We start from the raw sequence: 19,740 nt of genomic DNA on the forward strand, positions 1-19,740 counted from the left end.
GTCGAAGACGCTGCGCCCCACTGGCCGCACCGGGGTTTGTTTGTTACAACGCGCGCCGCGTTCGGTTCAATGGAACCGCGCCTTAATAGAAACGGACCGGGCCTGAACCCGGCCACCAAGGAGAAGTTTTTATGATTTCACGTCGCACTGCGATTTGCCTGGCCGCCATCGGCCTTTCCACTGCCGCTTCGATCGGCAGCGTTTCGGCGGCGGATTATCCGACCCGGCCGGTGAAATGGGTCGTCGGATATCCGCCGGGCGGCGCGACCGACATCATCGCGCGGCTGATCGGCCAGCGGCTTTCCGAGCGACTCGGCCAGCAATTCGTGATCGAGAACAAGCCCGGCGCCGGCAACAATATCGCGACCGAATCCGTCATCAATGCCGAGCCGGATGGCTATACATTGCTGCTGGTCAATCCCGCGAACTACATCAACGCCACGCTCTACGCCAATCTGAAATTCAACCTCGTGCGCGATCTCGCGCCGATTGCGGCGTTCAATCGCGTGCCGAACGTAATGACGGTCAACAAGGACGTGCCGGCCAAGACACCCGCCGAGTTCATCGCACTTGTGAAGGCCAGTCCCGGCAAGGTGAACCTGGCCTCGTCCGGCAACGGCACATCCGTGCATCTGTCGGGCGAAATGTTCATGGCGATGTCCGGCGCCAAGATGCAGCACGTGCCCTATCGCGGTGCCGCGCCCGCGATCACCGATCTGCTCGGCGGCCAGGTCCAATTGATCTTCGACAACATGCCCTCCATCCTCCAGCATGTCCGCGCGGGTTCGGTACGGGCGCTGGCCGTCACCAGCACGACGCGGTCGCCGCTGTTGCCGGAGGTGCCGGTGCTTGCCGACACCATCCCGGGCTACGAGGCGAGTGCGCTGTTCGGAGTCGGCGCACCGAAGAACACGCCCAAGGAGGTCATCGCCAAGCTGAACAAGGAGATCAACGAGATCCTTGCCGAGCCGGCGATCAAGGCCCGCCTGACCGAGCTTGGCGGCGAACCGCTGATCGGGCCGCCGGAGGCGTTCGGCAAGATGATCGTGGCCGAAACCGAAAAGTGGAAGAAGGTGATCGAGGAAGCCAAGATCGAAAAAGTGCAGTGATCTACCTCACGGAACATTGGCAAGGCCGCGGTGTTTTATGGCAAAGGCGACGCGGCCTTGCGTCCATGTGAAGGAGATCGAAGATGCGTAACGCAACCGTAGCGGCATTGGCGCTGTCGGCGGCGACAGTTGCCACCATCGCGGGCAGTTCACCCGCGGCGGCGTATGACTATCCCTACTGCCTCCAAGGTCGGGGTATCGGCGTTCCCGGCGATTGCTCGTATGCTACCTACGGTCAGTGCATGGCATCGGCGTCGGGGCGTGCGCTCTACTGCAACGTCAATCCGCGCTTCGCCTACGGACAGCAGCGGCGGATGCGGATTTATCGGGATTATTGATCGCCCCTTGCGATCCTCCTGCATGATGGCCGGGCGAGAGCGCTGTTTCGCGCTGTACGATCCGGCCATCGGAGTTTCTTCTTCCGCCACTCCCGAGTTTGTGATGCACACGCCGGCTTGACGGCGTTTTATTTGCGTCTATACTAAACCACATGGTTAAGTATCAGGAAGACGTTCTGGATCGCACATTTGCCGCGCTGTCCGATCCGACACGGCGCGCGCTGCTGGCGCGGCTCGGCGATCGAGACGGCCTGTCGGTCAGCGAACTGGCGCAGCCGTTTTCGATGTCGCTGCCCGCGATCATGAAGCATCTCGATGTGCTGTCGGACGCTGGCCTGATCGCGCGCGAAAAGACCGGCCGCACGGTCGCGTGCCGGCTGACCGCCCAGCCGATGGAGCAGGCGATGGACTGGCTCAACCGCTACCGGCGCTTCTGGTCCGACGCTCTCGATCGCCTTGCCGCTTTTGTGGAGGAAGACCCATGGCCACCCAGTCAAGCCTTGCCAAGCCAAACGTCCGCGACGGCGCGCCCGCCGAGCGCCCCAGTCTCACGCTCACGCGCCGGTTCAGCGCGGCGCCCGAAAAGGTCTACGCCGCGTGGGCCGACCCGCAAAAGCTAGTGCAATGGTTCGGGCCCGTCTCGGTCGAGGCCGGCTCGGTCAAGGCCGACATCGACCTGCGCGTCGGCGGCCACTACCGCATCAGTTTCCGCGCCAACGGTACTTACAACGAGGTCGGCGGCGTCTATCGCGAGGTGGTGCCGAACCAGCGGCTGGTTTTTAGCTGGGCGTGGCATTCCACGCCGGAGCGGGAATCGCTGGTGACCATTTCGATCAGGCCGGAAGGTGGCGGTTCGCTGCTCGTCTTCAATCACGCGCTGTTCGTTGATGCCGCCGCCCGCGACAATCACCAGCGCGGCTGGACCGAATGCCTCGGCAAGCTCGAAAGCTACCTGGCCTGAACAAGAGGATCCGATTATGCAACCGCACCCCGTCGTCTCTCGGGAAGAATGGATCGCCGCCCGCAAGGCGCACCTTGCGCATGAGAAGGAATACACCCAGGCGCGCGAGCGCCTGAGCGAAGAGCGGCGCGCGCTGCCCTGGGTCAGGGTCGAGAAGAACTACGTGTTCGATGGGCCCGGCGGCAAAGTCTCGCTCGGGGACCTGTTCAGGGGGCGCAGCCAGCTCGTGGTACAGCACCTGATGTTCGCACCCGACTGGAACGAGGCCTGCAAGAGCTGCTCGTTCTGGGCCGATGGGTTCGAGCGCATGATCCCGCATCTGGCCGCCCGCGACACCACGATGGTGGCGATCTCGCGGGCGCCGCTGCAAAAGCTCACCGCATTCAAGCAGCGGATGGGCTGGACCTTCGACTGGCTGTCGTCGGGTGCAGACGAGTTCAACTACGATTTCGATGTCTCATTCACGCCCGAGCAGCTCAAGTCAGGCGCCACGCTCTACAATTTTGGGACCACTCCGTTTGGAGGCGAAGAGGCGCCGGGCATCAGCGTGTTCTACCGCGACGAGGCCGGGAACATCTTCCACACCTATTCCTGCTACGCGCGCGGCCTCGACATGATGAACGCCGCCTATCACTATCTCGACCTCACCCCGCTCGGGCGTCACGAGGAAGGCCTGCCGTATCCGATGGACTGGGTGCGACTACGTGACCAATACCAGCCGTCACAGGTTCAGGCATCTTGTTGTCATGGTTAGTCGTCGCTAGCCCCACATTCTCAGTCGTCATTCCGGGATGATGCGAGAGCACCAGACCCGGAATCTCGAGATTCTCAGGGGCGCAATTGCGCACCACAGTTCGATGCTGCGCATCTCCCCGAGATGGCGTCGTATCGACAGAAATACCGGAGAGTAACGCAATGCCTTACGTCGATGGCTTCATCGTCGCCGTGCCAAAGAAAAATCTCGAAGCCTACTCCCGCCTGTCGAAAAAAGCCGGCAAGATCTGGCGCGAATATGGCGCGCTCGATTATCGCGAATGGGTCGCTGAGGACGTCAAGGTCGGCAAGGTCACGTCATTTCCGCGCGCCGTGAAGCTCAAGCCGGGCGAGACCGTCGTGTTCGCCTGGATCACCTACAAGTCGCGCGCCCAGCGCGACAAGATCAACGCCAAGGTGATGAAAGACCCGCGTCTCAACGAAATGATGGATCCGAAATCGAAGCCGCCGTTCGACGGCAAGCGGATGATCTATGGCGGATTCGAGAGCCTGGTGAAGGTGTAGGCGGGATTGCACTTCTGCGTCAGTCGGCAGGACGACCGGTGGAAAGCTGGGGCCAAGCCCGCTCTGTTCGTTCCACTGTGATATAACTGTCAAACAAGCCAATTAGGAAGTCCGGTATCGCAGCCACGGATACCGGATTGAAATGGCCGAGATCGAGATTCGGGCGCTTCGCAAGACTTTTGACGGCGCCGAGGTTCTGAAAGGTGTCGATCTCACGATTCAAGACGGGGAGTTCATCTCGCTCGTCGGGCCATCGGGATGCGGCAAATCCACGCTTCTGCGCGTCATTGCCGGTCTCGAACCGCAGTCATCCGGCGAAGTCCGAATCGACGGTGTCAGCGCCGACGGCATCAGGCCGAGCGCGCGCAATCTGGCGATGGTGTTCCAGTCCTACGCGCTTTATCCGCATCTGAGCGTGTTCGACAATATCGCCGTCCCGCTGCGGATGAAGCGCTTATCCGCGCTGGAGCGGACGCCGTTCCTCGGCCGGCTGATGCCGGGCCGCCGCCGCGCCGAGCGCGTCATTCGCGACGATGTCGAAAGGGTGGCCGAGCAGCTCGAAATTTCGCCGTTGCTGAAGCGCAAGCCCGGGCAATTGTCCGGCGGTCAGCGCCAGCGCGTTGCCGTCGGCCGCGCTATCGTGCGTCAGCCACGGGCGTTTCTGTTCGACGAGCCGCTATCCAATCTCGACGCCAAGCTTCGCGTGCACATGCGCGCCGAGATCGCCCAGTTGCACCGCCAGCTCAAGACGACCTTCATCTACGTCACTCACGACCAGGCCGAAGCCATGACCATGTCGGGCCGGATTGCCGTCATGATCGGAGGCGAGCTCATTCAGGTAGGTACGCCCTCGGCGATCTATGAGGAGCCCTGCGACATCCGCGTCGCCGAATTCGTCGGCACGCCGAAGATAAATGCATTTCCCGGTCGTATCCGCAGCGATGGCCGGCTGGAGATGCTCGGACATGTTCTCCATGTGGCAACGCCGGCGCCGGCGGGAGGGTGTCGCGTCTGCGTCCGGCCGGAGCGGATCGAGTTGGGTTCACACGGACCGTTTTCCGGCACGGTCGTGCACCTGGAAAACCTGGGATCGGAAGCCTTCGTCCATATCGGCGGCGCGGGCACGGACACGCCGGTGGTCGCGCGCGTTAACGACCCCAGCCAGTTGCCCGCGATCGGAGCGTCAGCCGGCTATGGCTTTGCGCCCGCTGCAGTTCGCGCCTTCGACGCCGATGGCAAGCGCATCGTGACCTCCATCCCGTCGCGCGTCGAGCGGCCGCGGGAGGTCGCCGTTGTCTGACGCCGCTACCACGCTGCAGGGGATGGCGATGGCGCCACGGGTCCGTGCGCGGGCATTCGCCGGTGCCGACCAGGCAGGGCGATCGCAGGCGGCCTACGCGTTGGCGGCGCCGGCCTTCGTGCTGATGCTGCTGATGCTGATCGGCCCGCTCGCCGGCGTGATCGCCCTCTCGTTTACGGACTATCAGCTCGGTGCGCCGGCCTTCTCCTGGATCGGCCTCTCGAACTACCACGAGATGTTCGCCGATCGGGTGTTCTGGATCTCGCTGAAGAACACGTTGACCTACGTCGCCATCGTTGTGCCCGGTGCGGTGGCGCTCGGGCTCGGCGTTGCGCTCCTGATCCAGAGCGGCGCCGCGCTCAAGAGCTGGTATCGTACCGTCTATTTCCTTCCTGTAATGGCGACGCTGATCGCGATGGCGATCGTCTGGGAATTCATGCTGCATCCGCAGTTCGGCCTGGTGAACGGACTTTTGCGCGCCGCTGGCCTGCAGGGCCATAGCTGGCTGCAGGACGGCAGCACCGCGCTTTATTCGCTGTGCGCGATCGGCATCTGGCAGGCGGTGACAAACCAGATGCCCGACGTGAGCTTCCAGGGTCTCAATCGCATCCGCGTGCTGGTCGACAAGAACATTCCTGCCGAACTCGACGGCTATATCGCAGCCGAGAAGGATTTCGACAAGCAGGGCTTCCATCAGGCGATGTTCGATATCGGCACCGCGAGCGGCAAGGTCTATGCGCTGCCGTTCGCGATTTCGTTGCCGATCGTCTACGTCAATGTCGATCTGGCGAAGAAGGCCGGCGCCGATCCGGCCAACCTGCCAAAGACGTGGGACGGGCTGATCGATCTCGCCAAGAAGATCAAGGCGCTCGGTCCCGACATCAACGGCATCACCTATGCCTGGGACATCACCGGTAACTGGCTGTGGCAGGCGCCAGTGTTTTCGCGCGGCGGCACGATGCTGAATGCCGAGGAAAACAGGGTGGCGTTCAACGGACCGGAAGGCCAGTTCGCGATCAGGACGCTGGCGCGTCTCGTTAGCGAAGCCGGTATGCCCAATCTCGATCAGCCCGCGATGCGCGCGGCCTTCGCTGCCGGCAAGACCGGCATTCACATCACCTCGACTTCCGACCTCAACAAGACCACGCAGATGATCGGCGGCAAGTTCGAGTTGAAGACACATACGTTCCCGGACGTGGTGTCGCCGAACGGCCGGTTGCCGGCGGGCGGGAATGTCGTGATGATTCTGGCCAAGGACAAGGCCAAGCGTGACGCGGCCTGGGAGGTCGTAAAATTCTGGACCGGTCCGAAGGGCGCGGCGATCATGGCGGAGACCACTGGCTACATGCCGCCGAACAAGATCGCCAACGACGTCCACCTGAAGGATTTCTACGTCAAGAACCCGAACAACTACACCGCGGTCAGCCAGCTTGCGCTGCTGACCAAATGGTACGCCTTCCCCGGCGACAACGGCCTCAAGATCACCGACGTGATCAAGGATCATCTCAACTCCATTGTGACGGGTGCACGCACCAAGGAGCCGGAAGCCGTGCTCGCCGACATGACGAGCGACGTGCAGAAACTGCTGCCCAAGACGGTGGGTTCGGTGCGCTGAGATCACGGCCTGGAGATCAATGACCGCTGCGGTGTGCCGCCGCGGCGGTCGCTAACAGGAGACCATGGTTCGATGAAATTCATCATCCTCACTGACACTCATTTCGTCGCCCGTGGCCGTAAGCTCTACGGGCTGGATCCCGCCGAGCGGCTTGCCGCGGCAGTTGAGCGGATCAATCGCGATCATCCGGATATTTCCTTCGTGATCGTGACCGGTGACCTTGCCCATTGGGGCGAGGACGCGGCTTACGAAAATCTCGCCTCGGTCCTGGCACGGCTGACTGCGCCGACCATCCTCCTGATGGGCAACCACGACAAACGCGGTCCGTTTGGCCATTTCTTCCCCGGCGTGCCGCGCGACGAGTCCGGCTTCGTGCAGTCCATTCATTCGTTCGATGCTGCCACGGTCGTCACGCTGGATACGTTGAACGAGGCCGCGCCTGACCACGCCGGATGGCTGTGCGAGGCGCGGCTTGCTTTCCTCGAGCGCGCGCTTGCTTCGGCACCGGTCGACCGTCCGCTGCTGCTGTTTCAGCACCATCCGCCGTTCGATACCGGGCTACGCTACATGGATGGCATCAAGCTTGCCAATCCCGAGGCCGAATGGGGCGTGATCGCGCGCACGCGAAAGCCGGACTATCTGTTCATGGGCCATCTGCACCGGCCGATCTCGGGCATCTGGCGCGGCATTCCCTTCCACATCCAGCGCGCGCTATCGCATCAGGTGGCGTTCGACCTTGAGGCAGCGGATCACATTCCCGGATCGCACGAACTGCCGGACTATTCGCACGTCACCGTCAGCGCCGGGCAGGTGGTGATCCACCAATGCTCGTTCCTCTACGACGGGCCGCTGTTTTCGTTGCAGGACCGCGCCGCAATCGAATGGACCGATCGATAAGGCTAGCTAACGCCAAGCACGCCGCGATCGGCCGTCAGCCCGGTCGGGACTGCGCCCGGCGAGGGAATTCGGGCGTGGATGTCGTCACAGCACAAGGTTTCCCGACTTAAGCGGCGATGACTTCAGGCAACAATGACTTGCGGCAGCGATCTTCGGCCATGCGCCCGCAAGCTGCATTTCAAATGTTGTATCAAAATACAAGATGTGCAACATATGTTTTATGGCGCAGCCCGGGCCGAAATCCTCGCCGCTGAACGATTTGTGCAGTGCGCTGCCATCGTTGCCGATGCGGCTGCAACAGGTCGGCCGGTTCGTCGCCGCCAACGACTATGACGCCACCACGCGCTCGATGCGCGATCTGGCGGCCGAAGCCGGTGCCGATCCCGCCGCTTTCACCCGGCTCGCAAAAGCACTCGGCTATTCCGGATGGGACGAATTGCGCGCTGCGTTGACCGAGGCTCGCCGGCCGGCACAATCTTCGCCGTTTTCGGGTCGCGCCAAGGACGGCCGGAAGGGGCCCAACGCCGAGATGTCGCTGGTCTCCGACAAGCTGGAAGCCGAGGCGGCAGGTCTTGCGCGTATTTCGGCCGGCTCGGTGGCCAGCGCCGCCAAGGCCCTGCACGCCGCGCGGCGCATCTGGATCGCCGGCTTTCGGAGCTGCCGCAGCGTTGCGGAATTGCTCAATTATCAGCTTCGCTTGTTCCGGCCGGACGCGGTGCATCTGGTCGGCGGCTCGGGCCCCGAAGATCTCGATCTCGGTGCATTCCATAGCGGCGATGCCGTCGTGGTCATCGGGTTTGCACCTTATTCGAGGGCAAGCGTGCTGTCGGCCCGCGCCGCGCATGATTCCGGCGCCACGCTGATCGCGATCGCCGATACGGTTGCGGCGCCGATGGCGGAGGGGGCCGATCACCTGTTGCTCTATGAGGCCGCCGCGTCGCCCGGATTCTTTCCGAGCCTCACCGGCGCCATCGCCATCGCGCAGTCGCTGGCCGCCGTGACTTTCGTGCTGGGCGGCGCCGGCGCCAAGCGGCGCCTCGAAGAGACCGAAGGCCGCCTGGCCGCGCTGTCGCAATATGTCGCGGAGAAGGGTTGATCGCCATGGAAGCCAGCAAAAGCCGGTTGCTGCACCGAAGTCTGCGTGAAGCGCCACCAAAGGCCGTCGGTGGCGATGGCGTCTGGCTGATCGCCGAGGATGGCAGGCGGATTCTGGATGCGTCCGGCGGCGCGGCCGTCTCCTGCCTCGGCCACCAGCACCCTCGCGTGCTCGAGGCCATAACGCGGCAGGCGTCGAAGCTGGCCTTCGCCCATACCGGCTTCTTCTCGTCGGAGCCCGCCGAAGCGCTGGCCGAGGCGCTCGTCGGCGACGAGCCCGGCGGTCTGGCCTACGCCTATCTTGTCAGCGGCGGCTCGGAAGCGATCGAAGCCAGCATCAAGCTGGCGCGGCAATATTTTGCCGAAAGCGGTCAGCCGCAACGCCACCGCTTCATCGCGCGGCGCCAGAGTTATCACGGCAATACGCTGGGCGCGCTCGCCGCGGGCGGCAATGCCTGGCGGCGCGAGCCCTACGCGCCGCTATTGTCGGCGGCCTTCAGCCACGTGACGCCGGCCTTCGCCTATCACGAAAAACGCGATAGCGAATCCGAGACCGATTTCGTGACGCGACTGGCGGCCGAGCTGGAAGCCGAATTTCAGCGCCTTGGTCCGGATACGGTCGCAGCGTTCATCGCCGAGCCGGTGGTGGGTGCCACCGCCGGATGCGTGCCGGCGCCGGAGGGATATTTCCGCGCCGTCCGTGAGATCTGCAATCGGCATGGCGCGCTCTTGATTCTGGACGAAGTGATGTGCGGCATGGGCCGCACCGGCACGCGCCACGCCTGGGAGCAGGAGGGCGTCGCCCCCGATATCCAGGCGATCGCCAAGGGGCTTGGGGGCGGCTATCAGCCGATCGGCGCGATGCTCGCCGGCGGGCGCATCATCGATGCGATCCGGCAGGGCTCAGGCGCATTCCAGCATGGCCACACCTATCTGGCGCATCCGCTCGCCTGTGCCGCGGCGCTTGAGGTGCAGCGGGTGATCGATGACGAGCACCTGCTCGACCGGATCCAGGATCTTGGCCGCCAGCTCGAGCGGCGCCTGACCGAGCGTTTCGGCAACCACCGCCATGTCGGCGATATCAGGGGGCGGGGCCTGTTCCAGGCGATCGAGCTCGTCGCCGATCGCGCCAGCCGTACGCCGTTCGATCCCGCGCTCAAGCTCCACCAGCGGATCAAGGCCGCGGCGTTGGAAGGCGGCCTTGCCTGTTATCCCTCAGGTGGAACGTTGGATGGCCGCAGCGGCGACCACGTCCTGCTGGCGCCGCCCTATATCGCGACATCCGACGACATCGACATGATCGTCGATCGGCTGGGGCACGCCGTCGACTTGGCCTTGAAGAGTGTTGGCCATTAGGAGGAGCAGAATGAAGAGGATCATCATCGCTACGGCCTGATCGAGCTTGGTGTCACCGCAGCCAATGCCGATCGAATGGCAAAATCCAATGTGCCGGCCATCCAGCGGCTGCTCGGCACGTCGGGCGGCACCTGGGCCAAGGGCGGCCTGATGTACGCTCTGCCGTTCAAGTAATGAGACGCTGCGGCGCGGCGGGTTGACACAAGTCGCGCCGCAGCCAGACTGACCCGCATGCGCATTACCCTGATCCACGCCCTGAAACATTCGATCGTGCCGATCGAAGCCTCCTTCGCCAGGCTATGGCCGGAGGCTCGCCTGATGAATTTGCTCGACGACAGCCTGTCGGCCGATCTGGCCCGTGACGGTGGGCTCACCGACGCGATGGCCGAGCGATTCCTCGGGCTCGGACGCTATGCGGCCGGCACCGGATCGGATGCGATCCTGTTCACCTGCTCGGCGTTCGGCCCCTGCATCGAAGCTGTCGCGCGGGCCCACGCCCCGATGCCGGTGCTCAAGCCCAACGAAGCGATGATCGAGCAGGCGGTCGCGCGTGGCCGGAAGATCGGGCTGCTGTCGACGTTCCCGCCGACGCTGGTCTCGATGCCGCCGGAGTTTCCGTCGCGGGTCGAACTGGTGCCGAAACTGGCGGAAGGCGCGCTGGCCGCGCTCGATCGCGGCGATCGCGCGACCCATGACCGCCTGGTGGTGGAAGCAGCGAGGAGCTTGCGCAACTGCGACCTGATCGCGCTCGCCCAGTACAGCCTGGCGCCGGCAGCGGACGCGGTCGCCGAGGCGACGGGACGGCCGGTGCTGACCACGCCCGATAGCGCGGTGCTGAAGCTGATGGCGGTGCTGGGCGTTGAGAGCGGCTAGACTTGTTTCCTTTTTCGGCTAGGTTTGCTCGACACTATCTCTTGCCGCGGACCGTGCGCCAGCGGCAAATGCCGCTCCAATCGCGGCAACAAGCAGAGCAGCTCCTCCCCAAGAGAGCGCATTCGGGCCGAACCAAATAATCAGGCCACCACCGAACGCGCTGCCGAACATTTGCCCGAGATACGTGGCGGACAGATTCAATGCTGCCGAGGCTGAAGCCATTTCCGGCGACAGGAGCACCAGCCGTGCCTGCTGAGACGGATGAATAGCGAAGCCGCCAAGCCCCCAAATCGAGATCGCCAGCATCGTAGTCATCAGCGAGCCGTACGCCATGGGCCACATCGCAAACGCTGCAATAATGAGGACAAGACAAGCGCCAACCACACGTCCGGCGCCGATGCGATCGATCCCGCGGCTCGCGAAGTAATTGCCGGCAAGCCCAGCTACCCCGAACCAGCCGAACAGAAGGCCAATTCCCCCCGCATCAATGCCCAGGCTGTCCCTGAGGCTGGGAGCAAGGTAGGTATAGAGTGTAAATTGACCTGCACACTGGAGAACCGTAGTCAGCAACAACCATAGAACGACTGTTTTGCCCGCCAAAGACCGCCATGCGCTCCAGTCTGCCGGCGTATTCGGCAGTTTGGAAACCGCGAGTGCGACCCACACCGCGCTCGCGAACGACATTGCTCCGACAAGGCCGAGCGTTACGCGCCAGCCAAGAACCGCTCCGAGCGCGTTTCCTGCAGGTATCCCGATCACGATCGAGAGCGTGAACCCGAGAAACATCGTGGCGATGGCTCTGCCGCTCTGTCCGGGCGGCGCTGCAAGACCGGCGGCAGCGATCGAGTGCGGAGTGACGATCGCGGCAGCAAGGCCTGCCAATATGCGCGCCGCTGCAAGCGCGCTGTAGGTCGGCGCCGCCGCCGCGGCAAACTGCAGGACTCCAAACAAGACAAGCCCCGCCGCAATCAAGCCACGCCGTCCAAAGCGCCTCGTGAGAGATACAAGTAGCGGCGCCCCGACCGCGAGCGCAAGCGAATAGGCGGACATCAATTGTCCCGCGCCTGCGACTGACGTCCCAAGCTCCCGCGCGATCTCGTTGAGCAGACCGGTCACCGCGAAAGCGCCGACCCCCACAACGAAGTAGCCGAATGCAAGAGCTGCCGTGGACTGGGTTCTGCGCACACGACCTCACGTAAGCTTCGGATGCGGTCTCCTGGTGATTCGGTCGCTGGACACGTCCGCAGCCGCTCACACGCGGCGCGCACGAATATCGACCTGCTTCCGCCAGTTTTTGTGGTCCAAGCTCCGCTCTGCCGTCCAATGAAAAGACGCCGGTTCAATTTCGGCAAAAGTCCAGCGCATCGAACCGCCTCCTGGATCCGGACCTTCCTGCACGATATCTCGGCCTCGTGCGCGGCCGGTCTGTTGCGTGAAAACATTGGTCGCAGGGTCATTCCATAGAATGCGCCACGCATCGAGATTCGGATCGTAGATGCGCAGCGTCGTTCCGTACCAATTTCCTGCCCCGGGGAGTTGTTCAATATCCGGGCGCCGTCGGTTGAGGCGCGGGATCATCCAAACGTCCTGTATGGCGCGGCCTTGCAATATCCAGCCGGCGTGAATCTCGCCGCGACCGGCGTGGGTGCGCCCGTCCTCAAGTATTGTGGTGACGTCTATCTCCCACTGACCGACGAGCCACGAATAAAGTTCTAGCTTGGCCTTGCGCTCTGGATCCGGGCCATGGGCGTGGAGCACGCGAGGAAATGACGTGGTAAGCGAGCTTGGCGCTTGAGCATTTGTGGTGTGCGCAGATGTCATCATAGCCTCCTTTGACTCTAACGATCGCCTCGCAGTGAGCCTCGATCCGAAGAACAGAGGTCGCCGCATGGAACTTGCTCACTGCCAGGGTCCGGTGCCGCGAAACTGAAGTGCAAGCCTGGGGCGGGATCCGGATCGCTCCTGAAGATGTGGCGCGGCGGCGGTATTCGCTTGGGAAAAATTGCTAAATCTGGTCTGGCTGGCCGGAACAGCCGTTGCCCCGCTTTCTTGGAGAACCCGAGACCGAATTGTTCGTTCTGGCGTTATGGCACTCAAGATTCAGGTATTGGCGTCTGGCCCGGGTTGGAGCGTGCGTGACGTGCTCTGCGACTACGGGCCGCACGACCACTCTTTCGTCGAGCAGCACGCCGAAACGGCAATCTCGCCAGTGGCGCAGGGAAGCTTTCAGTACCGGACGCAGGTTGGAGCCGCGACGCTGGTGCCGGGATCGCTTCTGCTCGGCAATGCCGGCAGCTACTTCGAGTGCGGGCACGAGCATGCGCAGGGTGACCGGTGTCTCGCGTTTCATTTCGCGCCGGCATTCTTCGAGAGCATTGCCGCAGGCGTGCCGGGCGCACGCAGGACTACATTCGTCCATGCCGCCTTGCCTCCGACAAACGAGCTCATTGGTCTACTAGCCGATGCTGAAGTCGCACGCGACCAGCGCGACGAAGCAGCTCTCGAGGAAATCGGGACCCGACTTGTCGGCGCCGTTCTGATGATCACGGCCGACGAAGTCGCACCTATCCGGACTCCAAGCGCGCATGATGAGAGGCGGATCACCCGGGTCGTCCGCCGTATCGATGCGCAACCAGATGGAGGGTTACGGCTCAACGCGCTTGCCCGCGACGCTGCAATGAGCCCCTATCATTTTCTGCGCACGTTCCGGCAAGTGACCGGAATGACGCCGCATCAGTACATTCTGCATATGCGGCTCCACCGTGCTGCGAGGCGGCTCCGCGAGAGCTCGGATCCGATTTCCAGGATCGCTTTCAAGGCTGGCTTCGAGGATCTCGCCACTTTTAACCGGCGATTTCGCCGATTGATCGGCACAACGCCGAGTACCTACCGCGCGATCGGTTAGATATTTCCCGGTGGGCAACTCGAACAGAAAGCGGGTCCGTGGGCGCTTTTGCTGACAAGGATGCGATTGTGGCTGGTGCGATGAGGCGCATCGGAAGGCGATGCTCGCCGCTGATCGCGGCTAGGCGTCTTTCTTCTTCGCCGGCTTTTTCGCCGCCGCTGCTTCCTCGGCCGCGTTTCTGATTGCCCGCGCGTAACTATCGGCGGTATTCTGCGCGGAATTTTGCAGCCGCTTGGCCGCGGCCGTGCCGAGCTCCATCGTGCTCTTGGCAATCAGCCGGAACTGGTCCCGGGTCTCCTTGTCCTTGGCCTTAGCCGCGCGAGCCATGATCTGGTCGCGCCGTTTCTTCACGGCGGCCATCAGGCTCTTATTCTGCGCTTTTGCGATTTGCCGGATGACGACGTCGAGATCGGCTTCAGCCATTATGAGTCACTCTTTGCCGCACCATGCCATCCGCAGGGTGCGGGGATCACTGGCGCGCCGTGTTTGAAGGATAGGCGCCATTGTGTCGCCGCGGCGCTGTCATTTCAAGCGCGATTCTCGCAATCGGACGCCGCAGTTCGACCGCGCAACCCGATAACCGTCGATTAACGTTGTGTTGCTACGAATCCGCAACCAACAGGAAAGACACGCGGATGCGTAACCTCACCGTCTATCAGCGTTTTGCGATCATCATTGCAGCGCTGACGATCGTGCTGCTTGGCGTCTCCGCCCTGCAGATACTGGTGTTGCGCGACGCGGTGCTGGAGGAGCGGCGGACGACGGTCCGTAATCTGGTCGAGGCCGCGACAAAGATTCTCGCCCACCATGAAAACGAGGCCAAAGCCGGCCGGATCACTCCGGACCAGGCGCGCCAGATGGCCTTTGCTTCGATCAGCGCCATGCGCTGGGGCGAATACTCCGACTATATCGGGGTCTACGGCACGGGAAGCGCCGATGCCGGCGTCACCTATGTGCATGTCAATCCGAAATACATCAACGTCAACCGCTGGGAGTTCAAGGACAAGAGCGGCAAGCTGTTGATCCAGGACATCGTGCGGACCGCGCGCGCCGGCGGTGGCTTTGTCGAATATCTCGCGCCCCGCTCCGCCGGTGGCGCCGAGCTCCGCAAGGTCTCCTATGTCGGGTCCTTCGGCGCGGGCGACAAGCTTCTCGCGCTTCAGGCCGGCGCCTATGTCGACGATATCGACGCGGTAGTCTTCCGCCGGATGATCTGGGCCGGGATCGCCGGGCTGGCCGGCTTGGCGCTCGCGGGCTTCGTTGCATTCTGGCTCGGCCGCGGCCTGGTCGTTCCGCTCAACAGGACCTGCGCGGCGATGGACGAACTGGCCAAGGGCAATCTTGCGACCGAGATTCCCTTCGTCGACCGGACCAACGAGATCGGCCGGATTGCGCGAAGCCTCCAGGTCTTCAAGGATCATCTGGTCGAAACCACGCGGCTGCGCACCGAACAGGAAACGATGAAGACGCGTTCCGCCGAGGAGCGGCAAGCGGTTCTGTCCCGCATCGCGGACGAATTCGAGCGCAGCATCGGCGGGGTGATCCGGGGCACCGCCACCGCCGCCGACGAGTTGCAGAATTCCGCTTCGTCGATGTCCACGATTGCGGTGGGCACGACGGATCAGAGCGCGAAGGTCGCGGCAGCCGCCGAGCAGACGGCGTCGAACGTGCAGACCGTTGCGGCCTCGGCGGAGGAATTGTCATCCTCGATCCAGGAGATCGCCCGCCAGGTCACCCAATCTTCGTCAATTGCCCAGAATGCGGTCGGGCAGGCCAACCGAACCGAGGCCATGGTCGGCCGCCTGGTCGAGGCCTCGCAAAAGATCGGCGAGGTCATGGCGCTGATCCAGACCATCGCGGGGCAGACCAATTTGCTGGCGTTGAACGCGACTATCGAAGCTGCGCGGGCCGGCGAGGCCGGCAGAGGCTTCGCGGTCGTCGCCAACGAGGTCAAGGCGCTATCGTCGCAGACCGCCAAGGCCACCGACGAAATCACCAGCCAGATCCAGGAAATCCGGGATGCGACCGGCTCTACCGTCAATGCGATCCGCGAGATCGGCACCACGATCGGGCAGATGAACGAAATCACGGGCTCCATTGCGGCCGCCGTCGAAGAGCAGGGCGCTGCGACCAACGAGATTGCCCGCAGCGTGCAGCAGGCGGCGCAAGGCGCCCAAGAGGTGATGCAAAACATCACGGGCGTGCGCGAAGCTTCGAGCAAAGTCGACGCCGCCGCGGGCCTCGTGCTCAATGCCGCCGGCCAACTGACGTCGCAATCCGAGCTGCTCAAAGTCGAAACCGGCAAATTCCTCGGCAACGTCCGGGCGGCGTGACATCTGGCATAAGCTTCCGGTAGTCCGTGGAGCGACTAATATCCATCGGCGCGACGGCCGGCGAAGCAGACATCTTGCTTGGGGCCGCCAGCTTCCGTACTCAATTCAGCCGCGCCCCGATCCCCGTCAGCACGCGATAATCAGGCTTGGACTGAATGCCGTTGTGCTGGTTGATGACCGGCACGCCGACCGAGACAAAGCTGGAGAAGCGATCGAAGCCGATGCGAACGCCGGGCGAGAGATAGACCGTGGTGCCGCCCGAATTGGGATCGGGAATGCCGGCGATGCGCTGCTTGTCGTGCCACTCGCCATTGAGCTCGAGAACGAGGTCGAGCGTATAGGGCGTTTTCTTCATGTCGCTGTGGTCGTGGTTGGCGTGATAAAGACAATGCTCCTGCAATTGATTGCGCGGCTGCATGCAGTACTCGTGCAGTTCCACCTCTTTCGCGGAGCCGGTCGGCCCGACCAGCCGATACGACACGGCGGTGCCGAACAGGAAGCGGTCGCCGAGATTGGTGTCCTGCGTGCCCGTGCTGATCAGATAATAGAGACCGCTTACGTCGAACGACCAGCGGCCGGCGCGCTTGGTGAAGGCGGCGCCGAACAGGCCGTCCCACGAACCCGAGCCCGGCTGGAATTGGGCCTGAAAAAGCTGGCCGGCGGCGTCGCGCTGGTCGGTGCTGCCAGTCGGCGCCTTGAAGCCGAACAACACGGCGGCCGATGTCCCGGTCTGCGCGTTGTTGTGGAAACGGTATTGCCCGAGCATGGTGACGTCGCCGAACCCTGCCGAGTTGCCGCGCCGGTTGATGCCGTCGGGACTCATCAGGCTGCCCATGTCGCTCGCACTCATCATGCCCATGTGGCCGCCGCTCAGCATGTCCATTCCGGGCTCGCGGATATCCGAGCGGCGGACGCCGGCTGCGCGAACGGCAACGGTCAGGTCGTTGGTGATTCCATAAGCGACCGAAAGCGAGACGCTGTCGATCGAGCGGATCGAATGCGCGTGCGTGCCCCGGCTCGCGGCGGCGAGCAGGTCGGCGTCGCTGAGCTGGCCCAGCCGAATGAATTCATAGCGGATGGACGCGGCGATCAGCCCTTCGGAAAGCGTGTCGGCCGAGATGGTATTGATGGGCCCGCCGCTCCCGGTATTGCCGCCGCCGCCAGGATGATGCGCCTCGGCGGGAGCAGCGAGGAAAAGCATCATGAACGAAAAGATACCGGCCGCGGGCCGTCCAACATACGCACACACATACGCCCCCTGTACTCACTGGCTGGCGATTAGCCATCGCAATCGGGCGCGAGATTGACTGGATCGTGCGAGAAGCGCGGCTTGCTCGGGACGGAAGCGAAGCGGAAAAGCGAACGCGCCATCCCGAGCCGGGCATCTGTGTGGCTGTCGCTTGTTGGGCGAATGGCGAAAGAGGCGCAATCCGTTGCTTGGTTGTACGGCGGAATTCGCTCGCGCCGCAACGCAGTGGCCGCAATCACGTACGGCAGCGGCCGCAATCACGGCGAGCGCCAGCCGCAATCGCGTCCGATTGATTCTCTACACGCTTCACTGTCCAGCGCGCGTATCGGAGTAGGACAATTATGACAGCCATCGTCAGAGATCTCTTTGTGTTTGTCACAGCGGCCTTGTTTGTCGCAGCAAGTTTGCTTATTGCGAGCGGCGCCGGCGCGCACGAGTATAAAGTCGGCGCGCTCGACATCGGCCATCCCTGGTCGCGCCCGACCCCGAAGGACGCCAACATCGCCGGCGGCTATCTCACCATCACCAACAAGGGGAAGACTGCGGATCGTCTGATCGGCGGCACCTCGCCGGTGGCGAGCCAGATCGAGGTGCACGAGGTGGTCGAGGTGGACGGCATGGCGAAGACGCGCCCGCTCGCAAGCGGTCTCGAGATCAAACCCGGCAAGACCGTGGAGCTCAAGCCCGGCGCCTATCGCATTCTGCTGATGGGCCTCAAGGAGCCGTTTCAGGTCGGCCAGAAGGTGAAGGGTACGCTGGTGTTCGAGAAGGCCGGGCCCGTCGACATCATCTACAACGTCGAGGAAAACGCCGGGGCCGCCGTCAGTGGCGTCAATGGTGTCGCGCACAAGCACCATTAGGATCGGGCTTCACCTCTCGGTTGGATGAGTCTTCATGGCTCGGCATCGTCCTTAACTGCCGAACAAGCGCAGATCGCGCGCTTCGTCGCCCGTCCAGCGTCTCCCGCGCGACCGGCGCGAGCCTGAACCGTCGGCGCTATCGGCGACGGCTCTGGTCCAACTCATCATTTTCAGGCCGAGCGAATGTCAGTCATTACCGCCAACATGCCGCAACCATCGCTGAAGGGAACGCGGGCAAAGTCGCTGTTCGTGGTTGCAATCTTGTCTGCATCACTTCTCGGCCTCGGGTTAGCTTACTTTGCCGGCACGCGACTGATCCCGTTGGTTGGGCGTGAGGGGACCGAGGTGTCTTTGTTTTCGGCCGACAATCGTTCGCAGGACGTTATCTGTTCGAACAGCAATGCTTCGGCCTCGCCACAAACGATCCGTACGAATGAGTGAAGCGCTTGGCTCTAGCCTGAATGTTTGTTGGGACGGCCGAGAGCTGCCCTGTTCCGCAGGTTGCGCGTACGCCATCAACAGTTCGGAAACCACGCGCGCTCTCTTCCAGTCCCGCTAACTAATCGAAAATCGTTCTGCCGCAAGTTCGTGCCCGGGAAAGGAAATGGGGAGATCCAAACAATGAACGGGCTGGCCATCATGGAAAACGTGCGCCGCTACCGCACCATCGCGTCGCTGTGCCGCCAAACCGCGGCCTTCCGGCCGCTTCATAGTGGTTCCCTGCTGGCGCAAGCCATGGAATGGGAACACCGCGCGGTTGCAGAGCTGGAAGCCTACTACGAGACCTTCTGCCAGGCCGCTTGCGGCAGCACGCCAGCCTACTCCGCAAGCTGCGCCGTGAATTGACGGCGGGTGCGTCCAAAGGACTTCGTATCGAGCTCGTTAAGGAATTGGTAGCGGCGCGGGTGAGATCCACGGCATTGGGCCCGCCTCCGCCGCCTCAGCCCGGTGACTTGATCGGTTCAAGTGCCGTCATCCATGGCAATGTGATCGAGATTTCCCGTCGCTCATTCGGTCTTCTGCGACCTGCGATGTCAGATCGCAGTCGCTATCAGTCCCACTCGCATATCCCTGGCGATATAGACACATGTGTCGTCGGCAAACACACGGCCGTTCGCAATTCCAACAGCCAGTTTGCCGCGCCGTACGTGGCGCATGCTGACCTCGTAGCGCACGCGCTTGACGTCTGGCTTGATGTCGCCACGGAATTTCACCTCGCCGACGCCGACCGCGCGGCCTTTGCCCGGTGAGCCCGACCAGCCGAGCCAGTAGCCGATGATCTGCCACATGGCGTCCAGACCGAGGCACCCCGGCATCACCGGATCGCCGCGAAAGTGACAGTCAAAAAACCAGAGCTCCGGCGTGATATCGAGCTCGCCGATGACGTGGCCCTTGCCGAATTCGCCGCCGTCCACGCTGATCTCGATGATCCGGTCCATCATCAGCATCGGCTGTGCCGGGAGCTGAGCATTGCCCGGGCCGAAATAACCGCCCTCGCTCGACTTGAGCAGATCCTCTCTTGTGTAGGACGATTGCGGAGCGTGAAAGTCGCGCGGGTCGGACACGGTCAT

General features: G+C 63.0%; 22 protein-coding genes. 17 read left to right on the top strand and 5 right to left on the bottom strand.

All coding sequences use genetic code 11. The features are described 5' to 3' along the window. Positions 1-131: 131 nt before the first annotated feature. The 12 genes from LMTR13_RS01060 to LMTR13_RS01110 all read left to right on the top strand — a co-directional run bounded on the left by LMTR13_RS01060 (position 132) and on the right by LMTR13_RS01110 (position 10,822). Positions 132-1,109 carry a Bug family tripartite tricarboxylate transporter substrate binding protein gene (locus LMTR13_RS01060; RefSeq protein WP_065726310.1) on the top strand — a complete coding sequence of 326 codons (978 nt, stop codon included), beginning with the start codon at positions 132-134 and terminating at the stop codon, positions 1,107-1,109. An 83-nt stretch (positions 1,110-1,192) separates the two neighbouring features. After that, positions 1,193-1,447, top strand: coding sequence for a DUF3551 domain-containing protein (locus LMTR13_RS38575; RefSeq protein WP_083218583.1), 255 nt, complete (start codon positions 1,193-1,195; stop codon positions 1,445-1,447). Between the two features lie 152 nt (positions 1,448-1,599). After that, a complete protein-coding gene (locus LMTR13_RS01065) occupies positions 1,600-2,067 on the top strand; it encodes an ArsR/SmtB family transcription factor (RefSeq protein WP_083218585.1) in 468 nt (155 codons plus the stop codon). After that, positions 2,067-2,408, top strand: a complete 342-nt coding sequence (locus tag LMTR13_RS01070; RefSeq protein WP_197521134.1) for an SRPBCC family protein — start codon at positions 2,067-2,069, stop codon at positions 2,406-2,408. Before LMTR13_RS01065 ends, LMTR13_RS01070 begins: the two co-directional genes overlap by 1 nt. A 16-nt stretch (positions 2,409-2,424) precedes the next feature. After that, positions 2,425-3,162: a DUF899 domain-containing protein gene (locus LMTR13_RS01075; protein WP_065726312.1), complete on the top strand. Its 738-nt coding sequence runs from the start codon at positions 2,425-2,427 to the stop codon at positions 3,160-3,162. A 161-nt stretch (positions 3,163-3,323) separates the two neighbouring features. Continuing rightward, complete coding sequence (locus tag LMTR13_RS01080) at positions 3,324-3,686, top strand: DUF1428 domain-containing protein (protein WP_065726313.1); 363 nt, start codon at positions 3,324-3,326, stop codon at positions 3,684-3,686. Between the two features lie 142 nt (positions 3,687-3,828). Beyond that, positions 3,829-4,986, top strand: a complete 1,158-nt coding sequence (locus LMTR13_RS01085) for an ABC transporter ATP-binding protein (protein ID WP_065726314.1) — start codon at positions 3,829-3,831, stop codon at positions 4,984-4,986. Then, the gene (locus LMTR13_RS01090; protein ID WP_197520981.1) at positions 4,979-6,601 is read left to right on the top strand and encodes an extracellular solute-binding protein; all 1,623 of its coding nucleotides are present in this window, start codon (positions 4,979-4,981) and stop codon (positions 6,599-6,601) included. Before LMTR13_RS01085 ends, LMTR13_RS01090 begins: the two co-directional genes overlap by 8 nt. 72 nt (positions 6,602-6,673) lie before the next feature. Next, positions 6,674-7,498 (top strand): phosphodiesterase, encoded by an 825-nt coding sequence (locus tag LMTR13_RS01095; protein ID WP_065726315.1) that lies wholly within the window; start codon positions 6,674-6,676, stop codon positions 7,496-7,498. Positions 7,499-7,718: 220 nt separating this feature from the next. Further along, positions 7,719-8,594, top strand: coding sequence for a MurR/RpiR family transcriptional regulator (locus tag LMTR13_RS01100; protein WP_065726316.1), 876 nt, complete (start codon positions 7,719-7,721; stop codon positions 8,592-8,594). Between the two features lie 5 nt (positions 8,595-8,599). Next, positions 8,600-9,949, top strand: coding sequence for an aspartate aminotransferase family protein (locus tag LMTR13_RS01105; protein ID WP_065726317.1), 1,350 nt, complete (start codon positions 8,600-8,602; stop codon positions 9,947-9,949). 231 nt (positions 9,950-10,180) lie between these two features. Continuing rightward, on the top strand, positions 10,181-10,822 hold the full coding sequence (locus tag LMTR13_RS01110; protein ID WP_065726318.1) for an arylsulfatase: 642 nt from the start codon (positions 10,181-10,183) through the stop codon (positions 10,820-10,822). A gap of 18 nt (positions 10,823-10,840) precedes the next feature. Here LMTR13_RS01110 and LMTR13_RS01115 read toward each other — a convergent pair whose 3' ends face one another. Beyond that, the gene (locus tag LMTR13_RS01115; protein ID WP_065726319.1) at positions 10,841-12,007 is read right to left on the bottom strand and encodes an MFS transporter; all 1,167 of its coding nucleotides are present in this window, start codon (positions 12,005-12,007) and stop codon (positions 10,841-10,843) included. 66 nt (positions 12,008-12,073) lie between these two features. Next, on the bottom strand, positions 12,074-12,643 hold the full coding sequence (locus LMTR13_RS01120; RefSeq protein WP_065732314.1) for a hypothetical protein: 570 nt from the start codon (positions 12,641-12,643) through the stop codon (positions 12,074-12,076). Positions 12,644-12,953: 310 nt separating this feature from the next. Here LMTR13_RS01120 and LMTR13_RS01125 point away from each other — a divergent pair, with 310 nt between their 5' ends. After that, positions 12,954-13,727: a helix-turn-helix transcriptional regulator gene (locus LMTR13_RS01125; protein WP_236843254.1), complete on the top strand. Its 774-nt coding sequence runs from the start codon at positions 12,954-12,956 to the stop codon at positions 13,725-13,727. 120 nt (positions 13,728-13,847) lie between these two features. Here LMTR13_RS01125 and LMTR13_RS01130 read toward each other — a convergent pair whose 3' ends face one another. Beyond that, a complete protein-coding gene (locus LMTR13_RS01130) occupies positions 13,848-14,150 on the bottom strand; it encodes a hypothetical protein (protein ID WP_065726320.1) in 303 nt (100 codons plus the stop codon). 212 nt (positions 14,151-14,362) lie between these two features. Here LMTR13_RS01130 and LMTR13_RS01135 point away from each other — a divergent pair, with 212 nt between their 5' ends. Beyond that, positions 14,363-16,060, top strand: coding sequence for a methyl-accepting chemotaxis protein (locus tag LMTR13_RS01135; protein WP_065726321.1), 1,698 nt, complete (start codon positions 14,363-14,365; stop codon positions 16,058-16,060). Positions 16,061-16,160: 100 nt separating this feature from the next. Here the strand turns inward: LMTR13_RS01135 and LMTR13_RS01140 are convergent, their stop codons facing one another. Further along, the gene (locus tag LMTR13_RS01140) at positions 16,161-17,264 is read right to left on the bottom strand and encodes a transporter (protein ID WP_065726322.1); all 1,104 of its coding nucleotides are present in this window, start codon (positions 17,262-17,264) and stop codon (positions 16,161-16,163) included. Positions 17,265-17,650: 386 nt separating this feature from the next. Here LMTR13_RS01140 and LMTR13_RS01150 point away from each other — a divergent pair, with 386 nt between their 5' ends. From LMTR13_RS01150 to LMTR13_RS01160, 3 genes are all read left to right on the top strand, one after another. Next, a complete protein-coding gene (locus LMTR13_RS01150; protein WP_065726324.1) occupies positions 17,651-18,169 on the top strand; it encodes a copper chaperone PCu(A)C in 519 nt (172 codons plus the stop codon). 183 nt (positions 18,170-18,352) lie between these two features. After that, the gene (locus LMTR13_RS01155) at positions 18,353-18,610 is read left to right on the top strand and encodes a hypothetical protein (RefSeq protein WP_065726325.1); all 258 of its coding nucleotides are present in this window, start codon (positions 18,353-18,355) and stop codon (positions 18,608-18,610) included. 180 nt (positions 18,611-18,790) lie between these two features. Continuing rightward, complete coding sequence (locus LMTR13_RS01160; protein ID WP_065726326.1) at positions 18,791-19,015, top strand: hypothetical protein; 225 nt, start codon at positions 18,791-18,793, stop codon at positions 19,013-19,015. A gap of 188 nt (positions 19,016-19,203) precedes the next feature. Here LMTR13_RS01160 and fabA read toward each other — a convergent pair whose 3' ends face one another. Further along, positions 19,204-19,734, bottom strand: a complete 531-nt coding sequence (gene fabA / locus LMTR13_RS01165; RefSeq protein WP_065732316.1) for a bifunctional 3-hydroxydecanoyl-ACP dehydratase/trans-2-decenoyl-ACP isomerase — start codon at positions 19,732-19,734, stop codon at positions 19,204-19,206. Positions 19,735-19,740: the final 6 nt, after the last annotated feature.

The sequence above is a fragment of the Bradyrhizobium icense genome (assembly GCF_001693385.1).
GTDB classification, from domain to species: domain Bacteria; phylum Pseudomonadota; class Alphaproteobacteria; order Rhizobiales; family Xanthobacteraceae; genus Bradyrhizobium; species Bradyrhizobium icense.

Excerpts from the sequence above, each read along its gene's own strand:
- LMTR13_RS01060 (WP_065726310.1), top strand. The coding sequence starts at position 132 with ATGATTTCACGTCGCACTGCGATTTGCCTGGCCGCCATCGGCCTTTCC.
- LMTR13_RS38575 (WP_083218583.1), top strand. The coding sequence starts at position 1,193 with ATGCGTAACGCAACCGTAGCGGCATTGGCGCTGTCGGCGGCGACAGTT.
- LMTR13_RS01065 (WP_083218585.1), top strand. The coding sequence starts at position 1,600 with ATGGTTAAGTATCAGGAAGACGTTCTGGATCGCACATTTGCCGCGCTG.
- LMTR13_RS01075 (WP_065726312.1), top strand. The coding sequence starts at position 2,425 with ATGCAACCGCACCCCGTCGTCTCTCGGGAAGAATGGATCGCCGCCCGC.
- LMTR13_RS01080 (WP_065726313.1), top strand. The coding sequence starts at position 3,324 with ATGCCTTACGTCGATGGCTTCATCGTCGCCGTGCCAAAGAAAAATCTC.
- LMTR13_RS01085 (WP_065726314.1), top strand. The coding sequence starts at position 3,829 with ATGGCCGAGATCGAGATTCGGGCGCTTCGCAAGACTTTTGACGGCGCC.
- LMTR13_RS01095 (WP_065726315.1), top strand. The coding sequence starts at position 6,674 with ATGAAATTCATCATCCTCACTGACACTCATTTCGTCGCCCGTGGCCGT.
- LMTR13_RS01100 (WP_065726316.1), top strand. The coding sequence starts at position 7,719 with ATGGCGCAGCCCGGGCCGAAATCCTCGCCGCTGAACGATTTGTGCAGT.
- LMTR13_RS01105 (WP_065726317.1), top strand. The coding sequence starts at position 8,600 with ATGGAAGCCAGCAAAAGCCGGTTGCTGCACCGAAGTCTGCGTGAAGCG.
- LMTR13_RS01110 (WP_065726318.1), top strand. The coding sequence starts at position 10,181 with ATGCGCATTACCCTGATCCACGCCCTGAAACATTCGATCGTGCCGATC.
- LMTR13_RS01120 (WP_065732314.1), bottom strand. The coding sequence starts at position 12,643 with ATGACATCTGCGCACACCACAAATGCTCAAGCGCCAAGCTCGCTTACC.
- LMTR13_RS01130 (WP_065726320.1), bottom strand. The coding sequence starts at position 14,150 with ATGGCTGAAGCCGATCTCGACGTCGTCATCCGGCAAATCGCAAAAGCG.
- LMTR13_RS01135 (WP_065726321.1), top strand. The coding sequence starts at position 14,363 with ATGCGTAACCTCACCGTCTATCAGCGTTTTGCGATCATCATTGCAGCG.
- LMTR13_RS01140 (WP_065726322.1), bottom strand. The coding sequence starts at position 17,264 with ATGATGCTTTTCCTCGCTGCTCCCGCCGAGGCGCATCATCCTGGCGGC.
- LMTR13_RS01150 (WP_065726324.1), top strand. The coding sequence starts at position 17,651 with ATGACAGCCATCGTCAGAGATCTCTTTGTGTTTGTCACAGCGGCCTTG.
- LMTR13_RS01155 (WP_065726325.1), top strand. The coding sequence starts at position 18,353 with ATGTCAGTCATTACCGCCAACATGCCGCAACCATCGCTGAAGGGAACG.
- LMTR13_RS01160 (WP_065726326.1), top strand. The coding sequence starts at position 18,791 with ATGAACGGGCTGGCCATCATGGAAAACGTGCGCCGCTACCGCACCATC.